This window comes from Streptomyces fulvoviolaceus, assembly GCF_000718165.1.
GTDB classification, from domain to species: Bacteria; Actinomycetota; Actinomycetes; order Streptomycetales; family Streptomycetaceae; genus Streptomyces; species Streptomyces fulvoviolaceus.
The window spans coordinates 1-15523 of sequence record NZ_JOEY01000001.1; the positions used below are offsets into that span (position 1 = coordinate 1).

At 69.5% G+C, this 15523-nt stretch carries 19 protein-coding genes; 8 read left to right on the forward strand and 11 right to left on the reverse strand.

Annotated elements, in window-relative coordinates:
* Positions 1-210 precede the first annotated feature (210 nt).
* Complete coding sequence (locus IG08_RS0100005; RefSeq protein WP_030594286.1) at positions 211-1434, reverse strand: NAD(P)-dependent malic enzyme; 1224 nt, start codon at positions 1432-1434, stop codon at positions 211-213.
* Between the two features lie 643 nt (positions 1435-2077).
* Here IG08_RS0100005 and IG08_RS0100010 point away from each other — a divergent pair.
* From IG08_RS0100010 to IG08_RS0100020, 3 genes are read left to right on the forward strand one after another with little or no spacing between them, the layout of a single operon-like run.
* Positions 2078-3040, forward strand: coding sequence for an ABC transporter substrate-binding protein (locus IG08_RS0100010; RefSeq protein ID WP_030594289.1), 963 nt, complete (start codon positions 2078-2080; stop codon positions 3038-3040).
* A 30-nt stretch (positions 3041-3070) separates the two neighbouring features.
* A complete protein-coding gene (locus IG08_RS0100015; protein ID WP_030594292.1) occupies positions 3071-4018 on the forward strand; it encodes an amino acid ABC transporter permease in 948 nt (315 codons plus the stop codon).
* Positions 4015-4776: an amino acid ABC transporter ATP-binding protein gene (locus IG08_RS0100020; RefSeq protein ID WP_030594295.1), complete on the forward strand. Its 762-nt coding sequence runs from the start codon at positions 4015-4017 to the stop codon at positions 4774-4776. The genes IG08_RS0100015 and IG08_RS0100020 overlap by 4 nt, the downstream gene beginning before the upstream one ends.
* Before the next feature lie 77 nt (positions 4777-4853).
* Here the strand turns inward: IG08_RS0100020 and IG08_RS0100025 are convergent, their stop codons facing one another.
* Positions 4854-5627 (reverse strand): class I SAM-dependent methyltransferase, encoded by a 774-nt coding sequence (locus IG08_RS0100025; RefSeq protein ID WP_030594298.1) that lies wholly within the window; start codon positions 5625-5627, stop codon positions 4854-4856.
* Between the two features lie 100 nt (positions 5628-5727).
* Between IG08_RS0100025 and IG08_RS0100030 the strand changes: the two genes are divergently transcribed.
* Positions 5728-6357 carry a CGNR zinc finger domain-containing protein gene (locus IG08_RS0100030; RefSeq protein WP_030594301.1) on the forward strand — a complete coding sequence of 210 codons (630 nt, stop codon included), beginning with the start codon at positions 5728-5730 and terminating at the stop codon, positions 6355-6357.
* Here the strand turns inward: IG08_RS0100030 and sodX are convergent.
* Positions 6261-6695, reverse strand: a complete 435-nt coding sequence (gene sodX, locus IG08_RS0100035; protein WP_043452897.1) for a nickel-type superoxide dismutase maturation protease — start codon at positions 6693-6695, stop codon at positions 6261-6263. The two genes, IG08_RS0100030 and sodX, sit on opposite strands and share 97 nt — an antisense overlap.
* Positions 6696-6840: 145 nt before the next feature.
* On the opposite strand from sodX, the gene sodN reads away from it, so the two are divergent.
* On the forward strand, positions 6841-7236 hold the full coding sequence (sodN, locus tag IG08_RS0100040; RefSeq protein WP_005480378.1) for a superoxide dismutase, Ni: 396 nt from the start codon (positions 6841-6843) through the stop codon (positions 7234-7236).
* 110 nt (positions 7237-7346) lie between these two features.
* Here sodN and IG08_RS0100045 read toward each other — a convergent pair whose 3' ends face one another.
* The 4 genes from IG08_RS0100045 to IG08_RS0100065 all read right to left on the reverse strand — a co-directional run bounded on the left by IG08_RS0100045 (position 7347) and on the right by IG08_RS0100065 (position 11410).
* On the reverse strand, positions 7347-8777 hold the full coding sequence (locus IG08_RS0100045; protein WP_030594309.1) for a hypothetical protein: 1431 nt from the start codon (positions 8775-8777) through the stop codon (positions 7347-7349).
* Between the two features lie 288 nt (positions 8778-9065).
* Positions 9066-9974 (reverse strand): polyphosphate kinase 2, encoded by a 909-nt coding sequence (ppk2, locus tag IG08_RS0100055; protein WP_030594312.1) that lies wholly within the window; start codon positions 9972-9974, stop codon positions 9066-9068.
* Between the two features lie 17 nt (positions 9975-9991).
* Positions 9992-10225: a hypothetical protein gene (locus IG08_RS0100060; protein ID WP_030594314.1), complete on the reverse strand. Its 234-nt coding sequence runs from the start codon at positions 10223-10225 to the stop codon at positions 9992-9994.
* Positions 10226-10255: 30 nt separating this feature from the next.
* Positions 10256-11410: an inorganic phosphate transporter gene (locus IG08_RS0100065; RefSeq protein WP_030594317.1), complete on the reverse strand. Its 1155-nt coding sequence runs from the start codon at positions 11408-11410 to the stop codon at positions 10256-10258.
* A 103-nt stretch (positions 11411-11513) separates the two neighbouring features.
* Here IG08_RS0100065 and IG08_RS0100070 point away from each other — a divergent pair, with 103 nt between their 5' ends.
* The 3 genes from IG08_RS0100070 to IG08_RS0100080 are packed head-to-tail and all read left to right on the forward strand — an operon-like array spanning position 11514 to position 13081.
* Complete coding sequence (locus IG08_RS0100070; protein ID WP_030594319.1) at positions 11514-11906, forward strand: helix-turn-helix transcriptional regulator; 393 nt, start codon at positions 11514-11516, stop codon at positions 11904-11906.
* Between the two features lie 27 nt (positions 11907-11933).
* The gene (locus tag IG08_RS0100075) at positions 11934-12347 is read left to right on the forward strand and encodes a VOC family protein (RefSeq protein ID WP_030594329.1); all 414 of its coding nucleotides are present in this window, start codon (positions 11934-11936) and stop codon (positions 12345-12347) included.
* Positions 12344-13081 (forward strand): VOC family protein, encoded by a 738-nt coding sequence (locus IG08_RS0100080; protein WP_030594332.1) that lies wholly within the window; start codon positions 12344-12346, stop codon positions 13079-13081. The genes IG08_RS0100075 and IG08_RS0100080 overlap by 4 nt, the downstream gene beginning before the upstream one ends.
* Positions 13082-13284: 203 nt before the next feature.
* On the opposite strand, the gene IG08_RS0100085 is transcribed toward IG08_RS0100080, so the two are convergent.
* The 4 genes from IG08_RS0100085 to IG08_RS0100100 are packed head-to-tail and all read right to left on the reverse strand — an operon-like array spanning position 13285 to position 15481.
* Positions 13285-13518, reverse strand: coding sequence for a hypothetical protein (locus tag IG08_RS0100085; protein WP_234342769.1), 234 nt, complete (start codon positions 13516-13518; stop codon positions 13285-13287).
* Complete coding sequence (locus IG08_RS0100090) at positions 13515-13835, reverse strand: DUF952 domain-containing protein (RefSeq protein WP_030594337.1); 321 nt, start codon at positions 13833-13835, stop codon at positions 13515-13517. Before IG08_RS0100090 ends, IG08_RS0100085 begins: the two co-directional genes overlap by 4 nt.
* Positions 13836-13845: 10 nt before the next feature.
* Positions 13846-15045 (reverse strand): RNA polymerase sigma factor, encoded by a 1200-nt coding sequence (locus IG08_RS0100095; protein ID WP_030594341.1) that lies wholly within the window; start codon positions 15043-15045, stop codon positions 13846-13848.
* Positions 15046-15067: 22 nt separating this feature from the next.
* Positions 15068-15481, reverse strand: coding sequence for a YciI family protein (locus IG08_RS0100100; protein WP_030594345.1), 414 nt, complete (start codon positions 15479-15481; stop codon positions 15068-15070).
* Positions 15482-15523 lie beyond the last annotated feature (42 nt).

Below are 15523 nucleotides of genomic sequence, written 5' to 3' on the forward strand. Positions count from 1 at the left end.
ACCGAGCACAACCCCAGCACACAGCACCGCCCGACCGAGGACGGACACCCCCCGGCACGGCCCCGACCCACCACACAACCGAACGCGCTACACCCACCCCCACCACACCCGCACAGGCCGCCGCAGGCACACAGCCACCCAAACAGCCGAACCCCCAGGCAAAGAAACGGCCCCGCCCAAACCCGGGCGGGGCCACCTCAAGCACAACCGTCAGCGGCGAGCAACGCCCTCCGCCCGAGCCGCCGCAGCCACCGCCGCGGTCACAGCCGGAGCCACCCGCTCGTCGAACGGCGACGGAATGACGTAGTCAGCGGCGAGGTCGTCCCCCACCACCGACGCCAACGCCTCGGCCGCCGCGATCTTCATCCCCTCGGTGATCCGAGAGGCCCGCACCTGCAGCGCCCCCGCGAAGATCCCGGGGAACGCCAGCACGTTGTTGATCTGGTTCGGGAAGTCCGACCGCCCGGTAGCCACCACGGCCGCGTACTTGTGCGCGACCTCGGGGTGCACCTCGGGATTCGGGTTGGCCATCGCGAACACGAAGGCCCCCTCAGCCATGGAAGCAACGGCAGGCTCCGGCACCGTACCGCCGGACACGCCGATGAAGACGTCGGCGCCTTCCAGCGCGGCCTCCAGCGACCCGGTGATCCCGGCCTTGTTGGTGAACCCGGCCAGCTCCCGCTTCACGGACGTGAGGTCGTCCCGATCGGCGGACACAACGCCCTTGCGGTCGGCGACGGCAACGTCACCGATACCCGCCTCGACGAGCATCTTGGCGATGGCCACACCAGCGGCCCCCGCACCCGAGATGACGGCGCGCAGGTCCCCGATCGACCGCCCGCTCAGCCGCGCAGCGTTCCGCAGCGCAGCCAGCGTCACGACAGCCGTACCGTGCTGGTCGTCGTGGAAGACGGGAATGTCCAGCGCTTCCTGGAGCCGACGCTCGATCTCGAAGCACCGAGGCGCCGAGATGTCCTCCAGGTTCACGCCACCGAAGGACGGCGCGAGCCGCACCACGGTCTCGACGATCTCGTCGACACCGGTGCAGGCCAGGGCGATCGGAACCGCGTCCACGCCCCCGAACTGCTTGAACAGAATCGCCTTCCCCTCCATCACCGGAAGGGAGGCCTCGGGCCCGATGTCTCCGAGCCCCAGCACAGCCGTACCGTCCGTCACGACGGCGACGACGGACGACTTCCACGTGTAGTCGTGGACGAGGTCCGGCTGCTCGGCGATGGCGGTGCACACCCGCGCGACGCCGGGCGTGTACGCAAGGGACAGGTCGTCCTTGTCACGGACCGGCACGGTGGCCTGCACAGCCATCTTGCCGCCGCGGTGCAGCGCGAACGCGGGGTCGAAGGAATCGAGGGGCTCCGCCCCGCCGTCCTGGCCCGTATCGCTGTCGCTGCGAGGATTGACGATCTCCGCTGCCACTTTGTCTTACCCCTTAGGTCTTCATGGTTTGAGGGTGGCCACTCCTGGTTGAGAAGTGGGCGGGCACCGCATACGGCCCTTGTCGTTGATGCGTACGGGCCGGTACGCGACGGACGCGCCGCACACACGCCCTGAGCCCCGGATGAGGGGTGTAAAGAACCTTCTTACCGGACGACCGGCATCGAGGACGAGTCCAATACGTGCAAGGTCACATGACGGAACGTAAATCGATCATCGATCACCGCATGCCGGTGACATGAATCATGGGACGTCATACGGACAAGTTCCCGGCAGCCCCTTGACGGGCGCTCGACGGCCGCTCAAGCCGCCACGAACACCCCGGCGCGATCATCCGCATCCCGAGATGCGCCGAAGATCTTCCGGCCGGAATGCCACATTCCCGCAGATGGTCCGGTCGTGATGTACCAACCTGGTGTGGTTCGGGTGTCACCCGTTATCCGATTTTGACATGGCTGGCCCCCTGAATGCCTCAGTCCGAATGGCAAGATGCCGTAATCACACGAGGTCGCGGCACTCGAAGAGGTGTGCTCTCGTCGACCCAGGAACCAAGGCGGCCACCGAACCCATCGGCGGGCCGCGCCGCCCCATCGGCAACTCCACCCATCCGCCGGAGGAACCCAAAATGACCGCAAGCTCCACCCGTCGTACGACCACCGCGCGTTCCAGGACGGCCGCGGTAGGTGCGATCGCGGTCGCAGGCGCCCTGATTCTCACCGGTTGCGGTGACCAGACGAACAGCGGCGGCGACAACTCGTCGGACACCGCGTCCTCCAACAGCGCCCCGCTGTTCGACAAGCTGCCCGCGGACATCCAGAAGGCCGGCGTCATCAAGGTCGGCACCAACGCCGAGTACGCCCCCATGGAGTACCAGGAGGGCGGCAAGATCGTCGGGGTCGACCCCGACATCGCCGCCGCGCTGGGCAAGCAGCTGGGCGTGGAGTTCAAGTTCACCTCCGGCTCCTTCGACGGCCTGATCAGCTCGCTGAACTCCGGCCGCTACGACGTGGCGATGTCCTCCATCACGGACACCAAGGCGCGCCAGGAGGGCCTGGACGACGACGGCAAGAAGCTCGGCCCGGGTGTCGACTTCGTCGACTACTTCACGGCCGGCACCGCCATCTACGTCCAGAAGGGCAACCCGAAGAAGATCGACTCGATCGAGGACCTCTGCGGTCAGACGGCCGCCGTGCAGCGCGGCACGACCTACGAGCAGGCCCTGCAGAAGCAGTCCAAGGCCTGCACGGAGGGCGGCAAGAAGAAGATCACGATCGAGTCGTTCGAGAACGACACCGAGGCCCAGACCCGCGTGAAGTCGGGCGGCGCCGTCGCGGGCGTCAACGACTACCCGGTGGCCGTGGACCTGGCCCGCAAGGCCGACGGCGGCAACGCGTTCGAGGTCGTCGGCGAGCAGGTCGACGCGGGCCCGTTCGGCATCGCCGTGAACAAGGACAGCACGGAGCTCACCTCGGCTCTGGAGGCGGCCGTCAACGCGATCATCGAGGACGGCACGTACACGAAGATCCTCGAGAAGTGGGGCGCCGAGAGCGGCGCGATCGAGAAGTCCGCGATCAACGGCGGCAAGTGACCGACCCCGTAGCACTGAAGGGCAGTCACTGTGACTGACAAGTTCGACAAGGAACCGGCGGACGCGAGTCCGCCGGCCTCCACCGCAATCGCCCCCGAGGCGATCAAGGCCATTCCGGTCCGGCACTACGGCCGCTACGTCAGCGCCGTCGTGGTCCTGGCGCTGGTGGCGCTGCTGATCAACGCCTTCGCCACCGCCGAGAAGATCCAGTGGGACGCGGTCGGCGACAAGCTGTTCGACTCCACCGTCCTCGCGGGCGCCGGCCGCACCCTGCTGATCAGCGTCCTGGCGATGATCGTGGGTGTGGTGCTGGGCATCGTCCTGGCGGTGATGCGGCTCTCCAAAAACCCGGTGACTAGCTGGGTGGCCTGGGCCTACATCTGGTTCTTCCGCGGTACGCCGGTCTACGTCCAGCTGCTCCTCTGGTTCAACCTGGCGCTGATCTTCCCCATGCTGAATCTCGGTCCGATCTACAAGGACGAGATGACGGACGTCATGACCCCGTTCATGTGCGCCCTGCTGGGCCTCGGCCTGAACGAGGCGGCGTACATGGCGGAGATCTGCCGCGCCGGTCTGATGGCGGTCGACGAGGGCCAGACGGAGGCCGCGCACGCGCTCGGCATGAGCCACGGCAAGACGCTGCGCCGCATCGTCATCCCGCAGGCGATGCGGGTGATCGTGCCGCCGACCGGCAACGAGTTCATCAACATGCTGAAGACCTCGTCGCTGGTGTACGCGGTGACGTACAACGAACTGCTGCGCGCCACCTCGACGATCGGCTCCACGTCGTACGCCGTGATGGAGATGCTCTTCGTCGCGTCCATCTGGTACCTGGTCATGACCAGCATCTTCAGCGTCTTCCAGTACTACCTGGAGCGGCGTTACGCCCGCGGCACGCTGCGCCAGCTGCCGCCGACGCCGTGGCAGAAGATCAAGGCCAACATGCTGTCCCTGGGCCGTGAGAGGGGTGCCGCATGAGCGCCATGGTGAAGTCCGAGGGCGTGCACAAGTCCTTCGGCGCCCTGGAGGTCCTCAAGGGCATCGACCTGGAAGTGAAGTCGGGCGAGGTCTTCTGCCTGATCGGCCCCTCCGGTTCGGGCAAGTCGACCTTCCTCCGGTGCATCAACCACCTGGAGAAGATCAACGCCGGTCGGCTGTACGTCGACGGCGAGCTGGTCGGCTACCGCCAGAAGGGCGACAAGCTGTACGAGCTCAAGGACAGCGAGGTCGCGCTGCAGCGCCGGGACATCGGCATGGTCTTCCAGCGCTTCAACCTGTTCCCGCACATGACGGCCGTGGAGAACGTCATGGAGGCGCCGATCCAGGTGAAGGGCGCGAGCAGGGCCCAGGCCAGGGAGCGGGCGCGGGAGCTGCTGGAGCGGGTCGGCCTGGCCGACAAGGCCGGCAGCTACCCGGCGCAGCTCTCCGGCGGCCAGCAGCAACGCGTGGCGATCGCCCGGGCGCTGGCGATGGACCCGAAGCTGATGCTCTTCGACGAGCCGACCTCGGCTCTCGACCCGGAGCTGGTCGGTGACGTCCTCGACGTCATGCGCGACCTCGCCGAGTCCGGCATGACGATGGTCGTCGTCACCCACGAGATGGGCTTCGCCCGCGAGGTCGGCGACAGCCTGGTCTTCATGGACGGCGGCGTGGTCGTGGAGTCCGGCAACCCGCGGGACGTACTGACGAATCCGCAGCACGAGCGGACGCAGTCGTTCCTGTCGAAGGTGCTGTAGGACGAGGTGTTGTAGCAGGACAACGGAGAAGGGGCGGTACGAGATCCTCGTACCGCCCCTTCTCCGTACCCCGGCGCCTACTTGAGCGCGAGCAGCAGCGTGTCCGCCGGTGAGGACCACACCGGCCGCGCCTCCGCGAACCCCTTCTCGCGCAGCACGCGCGCGTGCCAGGCGGCGGAGGGCATGTCGCCGTCCGCGTGCTCGCCGTAGATCTCGAAGCGCTTTGCCGTGGGCTCGGCGAGGACGGGGTCGTTCGCGGCGACCTGCCACCACTCCGCCCAGTCGAGGGCGCCGCCCTGCTGGGCCCGCTCCATGACGGCGTGCCGCTGTTCCCGTTCGGCGGCGTTGATCCGGGGCGTGGAGTCGTCGATCATGTGGTCGGCGTTCATGAAGACGCCGCCGTGCCGGACGAGCCCGGCGACCTGGCCGTAGAGGGTGGCGAGGGGGTCGCTGTGCAGCCAGTGGAGGGCCGTGGCGGTGAGGACCGCGTCGTACGACTGGTGCGGCAGTCGCGTGGGCCAGTCCGCGGTCTTCAGGTCGGCCTCGACGAAGGTGACCCGGTCGTCGCCCTCGAAGGTGCCGCGGGCGATGGCGAGCAGCGCGGGGTCGAGGTCGATGCCGGTGCTGGTGGCCTTCGGGAAGCGGGCGAGCAGCCGGGCGGTGATGCTGCCGGTGCCGCAGGCGAGGTCGAGGACGCGCGGCGCGGGGCCGACGAGGGCCTCGACCATGTCGAGCATGACCCGGAACCGCTCCTCGCGGTCCGGCATGTACACCTCCTGCTGACGGTCCCAACTCTCCTGCCAGGCCTGCCAGTCGGTTCCGGTACGCGTGGACCCGGTATTCGTGGACATGGAAGCCCCCTCATTCAGTCGCGACGTAATACCCTGGAAGCACGATCAGCTGTTACCCCGACCGCACCACGACCATAGAGCGCCTCCGTAAGGACTACAAGTGGAACTGGCCTATTACTCGGATTACGCCGTACGACTCGTCAACAGCGAGGACCCGGCCCGGGGCAAGGACGCGCTGACCTCGGTGGACGCCGTTCGCGACCTGTTCGGCGGCAACTCGTCGGCGGCCCGCCGCGCCGCCGAGGCGGACGTGACACGGTTCCGCTCGGTCCGGGGCCGGCTGCGCTCGGTCTTCGAGGCGGCGGACCAGGGCGACGAGACGCTCGCGGTGGACCTGCTGAACTCACTTCTCCTGGAGTTCCCGGTGAGCCCGCAGATCTCCGGGCATGACTACCGGGACGACGACGGCCGCCCGTTGTGGCACATGCACCTGGCGGACCACCCGTCGAACGCGACGGCGGGCTTCGCGGCCATCGCGGCGATGGGCCTGGCCTTCCACCTCACCGAGTACGGCGTGGACCGCCTGGGCCTGTGCGAGGCGGCCCCGTGCCGCAACGCCTACCTGGACACGTCCACGAACCGCTCCCGGCGCTACTGCTCCGACCGCTGCGCCACCCGCGCCAACGTGGCCGCCTACCGGGCCCGCAAGCGCCTGGAGGCCGACCGGTCCGCGAAGACGGGCCTGGCGGCCGACAGCGCCCAGCGCAGCAGCGCGAGCGGCGAGCGCTGATCCGGCTTCGGCGGCCGGTAGCGGAAGCGGACCTTGCCGAGGATCAGTTCGTCGGGCACGACGCCGTAGTCATTGCTGTCGCTCCCGGCGAACGAGTTGTCCGCGAGCACCCACCAGCCGCCCTCGCGCCGCTGCACGGCGCGCTTGACGATGAGCAGGTCCTGCTGGAACGGATGGCGCAGGACGACCACGTCACCGGGCCTGACCCGGGCCCTGTGCTGCACCAGGAGCTGGTCCCCTTGATACAGCGTGGGCACCATGGACGGCCCGGTCACCTCGGCCACCCCGAAGGGCTGTGCAGCCCTCCCCCGCTCGGTCTCCTGCGACAGCTCCGGCATCCCCGGCACCTCCCCGGTACGTTCGTCCACCAGTCTCAGTCTGACCCCGGACTTTTGTCCTAAGCCCATGGGGGCACTCGCGAAAACGCTTCTTCCAGGGAGTAATGTCCCACCTGAGAAGACGATCACGAGGAAGGAATGCTCCATGCTTTCCCGCCTGTTTGCCCCCAAGGTCAAGGTCAGCGCACACTGCGACCTGCCCTGCGGTGTGTACGACCCCGCCCAGGCCCGCATCGAGGCGGAGTCGGTGAAGGCCGTGCAGGACAAGATGGCCGCCAACGACGACCCTCACTTCCAGGCCCGCGCCACCGTCATCAAGGAGCAGCGCGCCGAGCTCGCGAAGCACCACGTCTCGGTGCTCTGGAGCGACTACTTCAAGCCCCCGCACTTCGAGAAGTACCCGGAGCTGCACCAGCTGGTCAACGACGCCCTGAAGGCCCTCTCGGCCGCCAAGGCGTCCACCGACCCGGCCACGGGCCAGAAGGCTCTGGACTACATCGCCCAGATCGACAAGATCTTCTGGGAGACGAAGAAGGCCTGACACCACCAAGTCGGCCTCCGAGGACCGGCGATCGGTGCACCATCGCAAGTCCACGGGCATCCGTGAGGGGCTCGGCCGGTTCTCCGGCCGGGCCCCTTCGGCGTTGTGGCTCAGCTGCTGCTCGCGGAGCCGGCGCGCTGTGCGGCCTCGTCCGCGTCCATGCGCAGCATGGCGATGACGCCCCCGAACAGAAGCAGTCCCGCCGAGCCCAGGATGCCCACGAAGACACGGCCCGGCAGGTCGATGGGCAGGGCGAGCAGGACGAGCAGTCCGGCCCAGACCGGCAAGGCCTGTGCGAGGGGTGTCGGGATGGTCAGGAGCCAGCCGGCGTCCAGGTCGAGGTGGCGCGCCTGGCGTGCGCCGTCCGTCGGCACACCCTGGACGGCCGTCGCCGTCGCGCCTTCCGCTGTCTGCGGTTCGATCGCCCCGTGGACGTACCAACCGTCGTCGCTGATGAAGGCGGCGCCGATCCGGGTCGGCCCCTTGCGGCCGCCGGTGGGGTTACGGCCCGGATGCCAGACCAGGGAGCCTTCGGTGCCGTCCGTCGCCCGCGCGAACGCGAGGGTGGTCACATGGGCGTGGAACTCGACGGGCCCCGCGTCCGTGGCGAGCGTCAGCGGCTTCGCTCCGGACCCGCCGCGCACGACGCCGGTGATCCGGGCGCGCAGCACCCGTTCGTCGCCCTGCAGCGGATGCGGGAAGCGCTCGTCGCGCCGGGCCATGACGGCGGACCCGATCACGAGCGCCACAATGCCGAGCACGGGCAGGAGCAGGATGCCGGTCCACCACTTGCTGAGGGCACGGCCGTCCAACTGACGGTCCACCACGGCCCGTTCGTTGTCGCCGATCGCACCGAGCTCCGGCTGATCGGGGGCGTACGCGACGAACGCCCGCTGTCCTACGGCGCACTCGTCCGCCCACTCCGAGCGGAACTCGGCGCGCGCGCCCGGGCCGTTGCCGTCGGCGGCGGGCAGCGTGACCGTGCTGGTGCAGAAGCACGTGCTGCCGTTCTTGTGCTCGTCCTCCTCCACATCGCTCACGGACTCCACGCGCAGCTCGCGCACCACGGCACCGGCCGCCGCGAGGTCCGCGGCTGTCCCGGTGAGGACGGGGCTGCCCACGCCGAGCGCGAGCGGCACCACGATGACCGCGAACGCCCCGCCAAACGTGAGCACTTCACGGGAGCGGCGTTTGGCCAGGCCCTCCAGTCGTCCGGGAAGCGCCCCGTCACGAACCGTCGCCGCGGGCACGGAGACGCGCTGGACGAGGCCACGGTGCACCACGAGCCTCGCCGGACGGCCGGCGCGGCTGCGCGCGAGCCATCCCCACCCGACACAACCGGCCACGGCCGACGCCGAGACGAGCACCAGGGCATCGCGGAGTGCCGAGCTGTCCAGGGAGAGCCAACTGCCGAAGAGGAGGGACAGGGCGATGACGGCACCCCAGCCCACCACGTCGCCCACCACCACTGCCGAAGCGATCTTCGCGGCCTGACGGCCGGTCGGGGCGGCCTGGCTCGTCTGCTGCTGCGGGTCATTCATCCGAGGTCATCCGCGATGTAGAACTCGTCCGACAATTCCCCTGATCCCCTACGTCCAGGCCCGGCGCTCCGACACCAAATGCCCCGAGCCACACGGGACTTGGAGCGCGGCCCGCGTGACATTGCCCTTCACAGAGCTACGCTTTACTCGACCGTGACCAGGGGGAGTCGGACGAGGGGGCTTCAGCGCATGATCTTCACAACGTGCACCACGGAGCGCCGCAGAACAGCGGCCCCGTCGAGGTCATCACCCCGACGAGGCCGCTGCGGAAGAAGCCGTAGGACATCCCTAACGGCCGTCCACGTGATCGTCCTCCCCCGCCTCCAACAACCCTGCCGCCGCGCCCACGATCCGCGGATCAGGGCTGCCGACGACCTCCTCGTCCTTGTCGGTGTAGTCGAAGCGGGCCAGCACGCTGCGCATGGCCTCGACGCGGGCCCGCTTCTTGTCGTTGGACTTCACCACCGTCCAGGGGGCGTGCTCGGTGTCCGTCTCGCGGAACATGGCGACCTTGCCCGCGGTGTAGTCGTCCCAGCGGTCCAGGGAGGCGAGGTCCATGGGGCTGAGCTTCCACTGCCGTACGGGGTCGACCTGACGGATCGTGAAGCGGGTGCGCTGCTCGCCCTGTGAGACCGAGAACCAGAACTTGATCAGGTCCACGCCGTCGTCCGCGAGCATCCGCTCGAACAGCGGGGCCTGGCGCATGAAGCGCCGGTACTCGTCGTCCGAGCAGAAGCCCATCACGCGCTCGACGCCCGCCCGGTTGTACCAGGACCGGTCGAACAGCACGATCTCGCCGGCGGTCGGGAGGTGTTCGACGTACCGCTGGAAGTACCACTGCCCGCGCTCACGCTCGGTCGGCTTCTCCAGGGCCACCACACGCGCGCCACGGGGGTTCAGGTGCTCCGTGAAGCGCTTGATCGTGCCGCCCTTGCCCGCCGCGTCCCGTCCCTCGAAGACGATGACGAGCCGGCGGCCGGTCTCCTTGATCCAGCTCTGCAGCTTCAGCAGTTCGATCTGCTGGAGTCGCTTGTGCCAGTCGTACTCCCGGCGCTCCATGCGCTGCGCGTACGGGTAGTTCTCCCGCCACGTGTCGATCGGGCTGCCGTCCGGGCGGATCAGTACGGGGTCGTCGGGATCGGTGTAGTCGACCTTCAGGTCCGCCAGTTCGGACAGCAGGGATGGAGTCGTCGTCATCCGGTCCTCCAGAGTGCTCAGTGGAACTGCGGCACGATCAGATAGATGCCGTACGCCACCACGGCCGCGCACGCGAGGAAGCACAGGCCGGCCTGCGTGACGCCGAGGGCCGACGTGCCGCCGCCCTCCTCGCGGGCGCCCTCGAAGCGGGCGAGGCCGAGGACGCCGAGGGCGAAGACGACGACCACGGCGACGGTGACGCCGATGCTCACCGCGGTGACCTGGCCGAGTGCGGTCCAGTCGATGCTCATGTTGCGTAACTCCCGTGACTCGGACGTGACTCAGGCGGCCGTACCGACGGAGGCCGGTGCCGGGGTGCGGACAGGGACCTCGTGGTGGTCGTTGACGTTGTTGGCGTGCACCGGGTTGCGGCGCGAGAGAAGGACGATGCCCGCGGCGACGGCCGCGCCGATCAGGGCGACGACGACCGTGCCGAAGTTGCCGCCGTGCTTGACCACGCTCGCGGAGACGCCTCCGACGAACGCGGCGGCGGGCAGCGTGATCAGCCAGGCGGCGACCATGCGGCCCGCGACGCCCCAGCGCACCTCCGCCAGGCGACGGCCGAGGCCCGCGCCGAGGATGGAGCCGGAGGCGACCTGGGTGGTGGACAGGGCGAAGCCCAGGTGGGCCGACGTCAGAATCACCGCGGTGGAGGCCGTCTCCGCGGCGAAGCCCTGCGGGGACTGGATCTCGGTGAGGCCCTTGCCCATGGTGCGGATGATCCGCCAGCCGCCCAGGTAGGTGCCGAGGCCGATGGCGAGACCGGCCGACGCCACCACCCACACCGGCGGGCCGGCGTCGTGGCCGAGGGCGCCCGCGGAGATCAGGGTCAGGGTGATGACGCCCATGGTCTTCTGTGCGTCGTTCGTGCCGTGGGCGAGGGAGACGAGGGACGCGGAGGCGATCTGGCCGAGCCGGAAGCCCTTGGTCACCGACTTCTTGCGAGCGCGGGCGGTGATCTTGTAGGCGAGGTACGTGGCCAGCAGCGCCGCCACACCCGCCACCAGCGGCGAGGCCACCGCGGGGATCAGGACCTTCTCGACGACCTTGTCGAAGTGCACGCCGTGGGAGCCCGCACCGACCCACACGGCCCCGATGAGGCCGCCGAACAGGGCGTGCGAGGAGCTGGACGGCAGCCCGACCAGCCAGGTCAGCAGGTTCCACAGGATCGCCCCGACCAGCCCCGCGAAGATCATCCCTGGACTGACGAGAGTGTCGTCCACGATGCCGCCGGAGATCGTCTTGGCGACCTCGGTGGAGAGGAAGGCACCGACGATGTTGAGGACTCCACTCACCAGGACGGCTGTTCTCGGCTTGAGGGCGCCGGTCGCGATGGACGTGGCCATCGCGTTCGCCGTGTCGTGGAATCCGTTGGTGAAGTCGAAGGCGAGCGCCGTGACGATGACGACCGCCACGAGGAACGTGATGTGGTCCATGCCTCCCATGCAAACAAGCGCTTTCATACAGGAGGCGAACTGAGGGCAAAGCCCGGGTCAGGACCCGGCACGCAGCCGGTGACCATCGTGCGATGCTGACGTGGTGAATCGTGAGGATCTGGTACGGCTGCGGCAGGCACGCGACCGCATGGACCGCGAGTACACCGAACCGCTGGACGTCACGGCGCTCGCCCGCACCGCGCTGATGTCGCCGGGCCACTTCCAGCGCAGCTTCCGCGAGGCCTACGGCGAGACGCCCTACGGCTACCTGATGACCCGCCGCATCGAGCGCGCCAAGACCCTCCTGCGCCGGGGTGACCTCTCGGTCACGGACGTCTGCATGGCCGTCGGCTGTACGTCCCTGGGCTCCTTCAGCTCCCGCTTCACCGAACTGGTCGGCGAGACCCCGAGCTCCTACCGGGCCCGCTCGCACGACGAGAGCGCGGAGATCCCGCCCTGCGTGGTGCGGGCGTACACGCGCCCGAGACGGACGTAGCGCCGGTTTTGACCTTAGCTTGGACCCATGGACCTGAAACTCCACACCTGTTTCATCGCCGTCGACGACCACGACAAGGCGATCGCCTTCTACTGCGACGTCCTGGGCCTGGAGATCCGCAACGACGTCAAGTACGAGGGGATGCGGTGGACGACCGTCGGGTCGCCGCTGCAACCGGACGTGTCGATCGTCCTGGAGCCGCCCGCGGCGAACCCCGACCTCTCCCCCGCCGACCGGGAGGCGATGGACCAGCTGCTGGCCAAGGGCGTACTGCGCGGGGTCAACTTCACCACCGAGGACTGCGACGCCCTCTTCGCCCGCGTCCGGGAAGCCGGCGCCGACGTGCTCCAGGAACCGATGGACATGCCGTACGGAGTGCGTGACTGCGCGTTCCGGGATCCGGCGGGGAACATGCTGCGGTTCATGGAGCGGAAGGCATGAGCCGACAGGTCTTGTGGACCTACGCGTTCATCGACCGGCCAGCCGAACTCTTCGGGCAGGCCTGCGAGTTCTGGACGGCTGTCACGGACACACGTCTCTCCGAACTCCGGGGCGAGAACAAGGAGTTCACGACCCTCCTGCACGACGGGGCCGACGCCTGCGTCAAGGTACAGGGGGTGGTCTCGGGTCCGGGCGGTGCGCATCTGGACTTCCCGGTGGACGACGTACGGGAGTTCACGCGGTCGGCGCTGCGGTTCGGGGCGGAGATGATCGCCGATCACGGGACGTGGGCCGTACTGCGGTCGCCCGCAGGGCAGTTGCTGTGCACCATGCCCTGGCACGGGGAGACGACGCGCCCGCCCGTCGTGCGCGGCAGCCGCCTCGACCAGGTCTGCCTCGACATCCCGCCTTCGTCCTACGACGCCGAAGTCACCTTCTGGAGCGGTCTGTTGGCCGACTGGGACTCGGCGCCCGGCTCGCTCCCCGAGTTCCACGTGCTCAAGCCCCCGCCCCGCCTCCCGGTCCGCATCCTCCTCCAGCGCCTCGACGAGGAACGCCCCGCCTCCGCCCACCTCGACCTGGCCTGCGCGGACATCGAGGCGACGAGGACCGAGCACGAGCGCCTGGGCGCGACCCTCGTCGCCCGCGGCCGCCACTGGACGGTGCTGCGCGACCCGGCCGGCGGCACGTACTGCCTGACGGGACGGGATCCGGAGACGGGCGGGTTGCCCTAGGGCCTGCCCGACGGATCATGCCGGCGTCGCGGGGTCTGGCACGCACTCCCCCACTGCCTCAAAGGCGTGGGGGACCCCCAGCCGCGTTGTCGTCGGTTACCGACTCCCCCATCGCGTCGCCGCCCTCCTCCGCCTTGCAGCTGCACGCACCAGACCCCGCTCGACTTGCCTGGCAGGCGCCGTTTCTTGCAGCCGGGCAGGCCCTAGCCCGAGATGAACGCGCACGCGTGGATCACCCGCCTCCCGTCGGAATCGACGGTGGGGCTCGGGCACAGGGTCTCCCAGCCCTCCGGGAGCGAGGGCGTCCGGCTGGTCTTCTCCTCCCCGCCGTACGGCTCCGCCGAATCCTGCAGCCACAGCGTGAGCCCACCCCCGACCACCACGACGGCCGCCCACACCACCACGGCCCAGCGCCATAACCGGTGGCGACCGGTCACCGCCACGACTCCACGTCCACCACCGCGTCCACCGGGATCGGCCCGTACACGTGCGGGAACTCCTCGGCGCCGGGTTCGGAGGCCTCGTACTTGAGAGGTACGTCGAGACGGGCGGGGTCCACGACGAGCACCACGAGGTCGGGCACATCCGCGAAGAAGGCCGCGGCCGTGCGCGGGAGTTGCTCACGTGTCGAGCAGTGGATGAACCCCTCCTCCTGGAGGGTGCGGCCGCGGGTGGAGATCTCGTACGTGCCCCGGGCGCGGGCCTCCTCCCACAGAGAGCGTTCCGTGATGTGCAGGATGGGTGTCGTGGACATGGGGCCCACGCTACGGCCTCAGCCGCGCCGCCCGCCTCTGCAGATACCGCTGCTCGGGCAGGCTCAGCGTCTTCGCGGCCGCCGATTCGTAGGCGGCGCGGGCTTCGTCGTAGGAACCGGCCCGCTCCAGCAGATGCCCCCGCACCGCATCCAGGCGGTGCCCCAACTCGCCCGCCAGTCCGTCCAGTTCGGCGAGGCCCGCCTCCGGGCCATGGACCATGGCGACGGCGACCGCCCGGTTGAGGCGCTCGACGGGGCCGGGGACGAGGCGCACGAGGACGTCGTAGAGGCCGAGGATCTCCCGCCAGTCGGTCGCCTGCGCGGAGGGGGCCTCGTCGTGTACGGCGGCGATGGCGGCGCGCACCTGGTAGGGGCCCGCGTTCCGCCGGGCCAGCGCCCGGGTGACCAGCGCGACGCCCTCCTCGATCGCCGCCTTGTCCCAGCGGCCGCGGTCCTGCTCGTCGAGGCGGACGAGGTCGCCGTCCGGGCCGGTGCGCGCGTCGCGGCGGGCGTCGGTGAGGAGCAGCAGGGCCAGCAGGCCCGCCACCTCGCAGTCGTCGGGCAGGAGGCGGTGGACCGTGCGGGTCAGCCGGATCGCCTCGCCGGCGAGGTCGCGCCGTTGGAGGGCGGGGCCCGAGGTCGCCGTATGGCCCTCGTTGAAGATCAGGTAGAGGGTGTGCAGGACCGCCGGTAGCCGCTCCGCCCAGTTGTCCGGCCGCCCGAAGCGCACCCCGCGCACCTTCTGCTTGGCCCGGCTGATGCGCTGGGCCATGGTCGCCTCCGGGACCAGGTAGGCACGGGCGATCTCCGCCGTCGTCAGACCGCCGACCGCGCGCAGGGTGAGCGCGATCTGCGCGGGCGGGGTCAGATCCGGGTGGCAGCACAGGAAGAGGAGGGAGAGGGTGTCGTCCTCGTGGGGAGCCCGGTCTTCCGCGGAACGGGAGGTGAGCGCCGCGACCTTCTCCTCCCGCGCCCGCCGCGCCTCCTCCGCGCGCAGCGCGTCGGTCAGCCGCCGCGAGGCCACCTTGATGAGCCAGCCGCGCGGATTGTCGGGGATCCCTGCCGACGGCCACTGCCCGGCCGCCGCGAGCAGCGCCTCCTGTACGGCGTCCTCGGCGGCGTCGAAATAGCCGTACCGCCTGACCAGCGCGCCGAGGACCTGCGGCGCATGCAGGCGCAGCAGGTCCTCGGTCTCGGTCGTCCGTCCCACGGTTTCTGGAAGCTCCCGGCTCTCAGATGTCCCCGGCGCCGTCCAGGATGGGCCGGATGACCACCGGGTAGACGGGGGCTCCGGCGGGCTGGGGGCAGCGGGTGATGCGGTCGGCGATCTCCGTGACCCGCTCCAGGCTCTCGCACTCCAGCACCCAGTAGCCGGCCAGCAGCTCCTTGGTCTCGCTGTACGGACCGTCGGTGATCACCGCTTTGCCGTCCTCGCCCAGGGTGACGTGACGGACCTTCGCGGGCTCGGCGAGGCCCTGGCCGTCGAGCATCTCGCCGGTCTCGGACAGGTCGTCGTTGATCGCGCTCATGTAGCCGTACATCGCCTGGATCTCCTGCTCGCTCCAGGCCGGGGAGTGCTTGGAGGCCTTGCCGCGCATCGCCTCGTAGTCCTGCTGCGTGCCCTGCACCATGACCAGGTACTTCATGATTCCGCTCCTTCGGTGTCCTCGGCTCGGCCGCCCGGACTG

What these genes read in the sequence shown, in the direction of transcription:
- IG08_RS0100010 (WP_030594289.1), top strand. Translation starts at nt 2,078, where the DNA reads ATGACCGCAAGCTCCACCCGTCGTACGACCACCGCGCGTTCCAGGACG.
- IG08_RS0100020 (WP_030594295.1), top strand. Translation starts at nt 4,015, where the DNA reads ATGAGCGCCATGGTGAAGTCCGAGGGCGTGCACAAGTCCTTCGGCGCC.
- IG08_RS0100025 (WP_030594298.1), bottom strand. Translation starts at nt 5,627, where the DNA reads ATGTCCACGAATACCGGGTCCACGCGTACCGGAACCGACTGGCAGGCC.
- sodX (WP_043452897.1), bottom strand. Translation starts at nt 6,695, where the DNA reads ATGCCGGAGCTGTCGCAGGAGACCGAGCGGGGGAGGGCTGCACAGCCC.
- sodN (WP_005480378.1), top strand. Translation starts at nt 6,841, where the DNA reads ATGCTTTCCCGCCTGTTTGCCCCCAAGGTCAAGGTCAGCGCACACTGC.
- IG08_RS0100045 (WP_030594309.1), bottom strand. Translation starts at nt 8,777, where the DNA reads ATGAATGACCCGCAGCAGCAGACGAGCCAGGCCGCCCCGACCGGCCGT.
- ppk2 (WP_030594312.1), bottom strand. Translation starts at nt 9,974, where the DNA reads ATGACGACGACTCCATCCCTGCTGTCCGAACTGGCGGACCTGAAGGTC.
- IG08_RS0100060 (WP_030594314.1), bottom strand. Translation starts at nt 10,225, where the DNA reads ATGAGCATCGACTGGACCGCACTCGGCCAGGTCACCGCGGTGAGCATC.
- IG08_RS0100065 (WP_030594317.1), bottom strand. Translation starts at nt 11,410, where the DNA reads ATGGACCACATCACGTTCCTCGTGGCGGTCGTCATCGTCACGGCGCTC.
- IG08_RS0100075 (WP_030594329.1), top strand. Translation starts at nt 11,934, where the DNA reads ATGGACCTGAAACTCCACACCTGTTTCATCGCCGTCGACGACCACGAC.
- IG08_RS0100080 (WP_030594332.1), top strand. Translation starts at nt 12,344, where the DNA reads ATGAGCCGACAGGTCTTGTGGACCTACGCGTTCATCGACCGGCCAGCC.
- IG08_RS0100090 (WP_030594337.1), bottom strand. Translation starts at nt 13,835, where the DNA reads ATGTCCACGACACCCATCCTGCACATCACGGAACGCTCTCTGTGGGAG.
- IG08_RS0100100 (WP_030594345.1), bottom strand. Translation starts at nt 15,481, where the DNA reads ATGAAGTACCTGGTCATGGTGCAGGGCACGCAGCAGGACTACGAGGCG.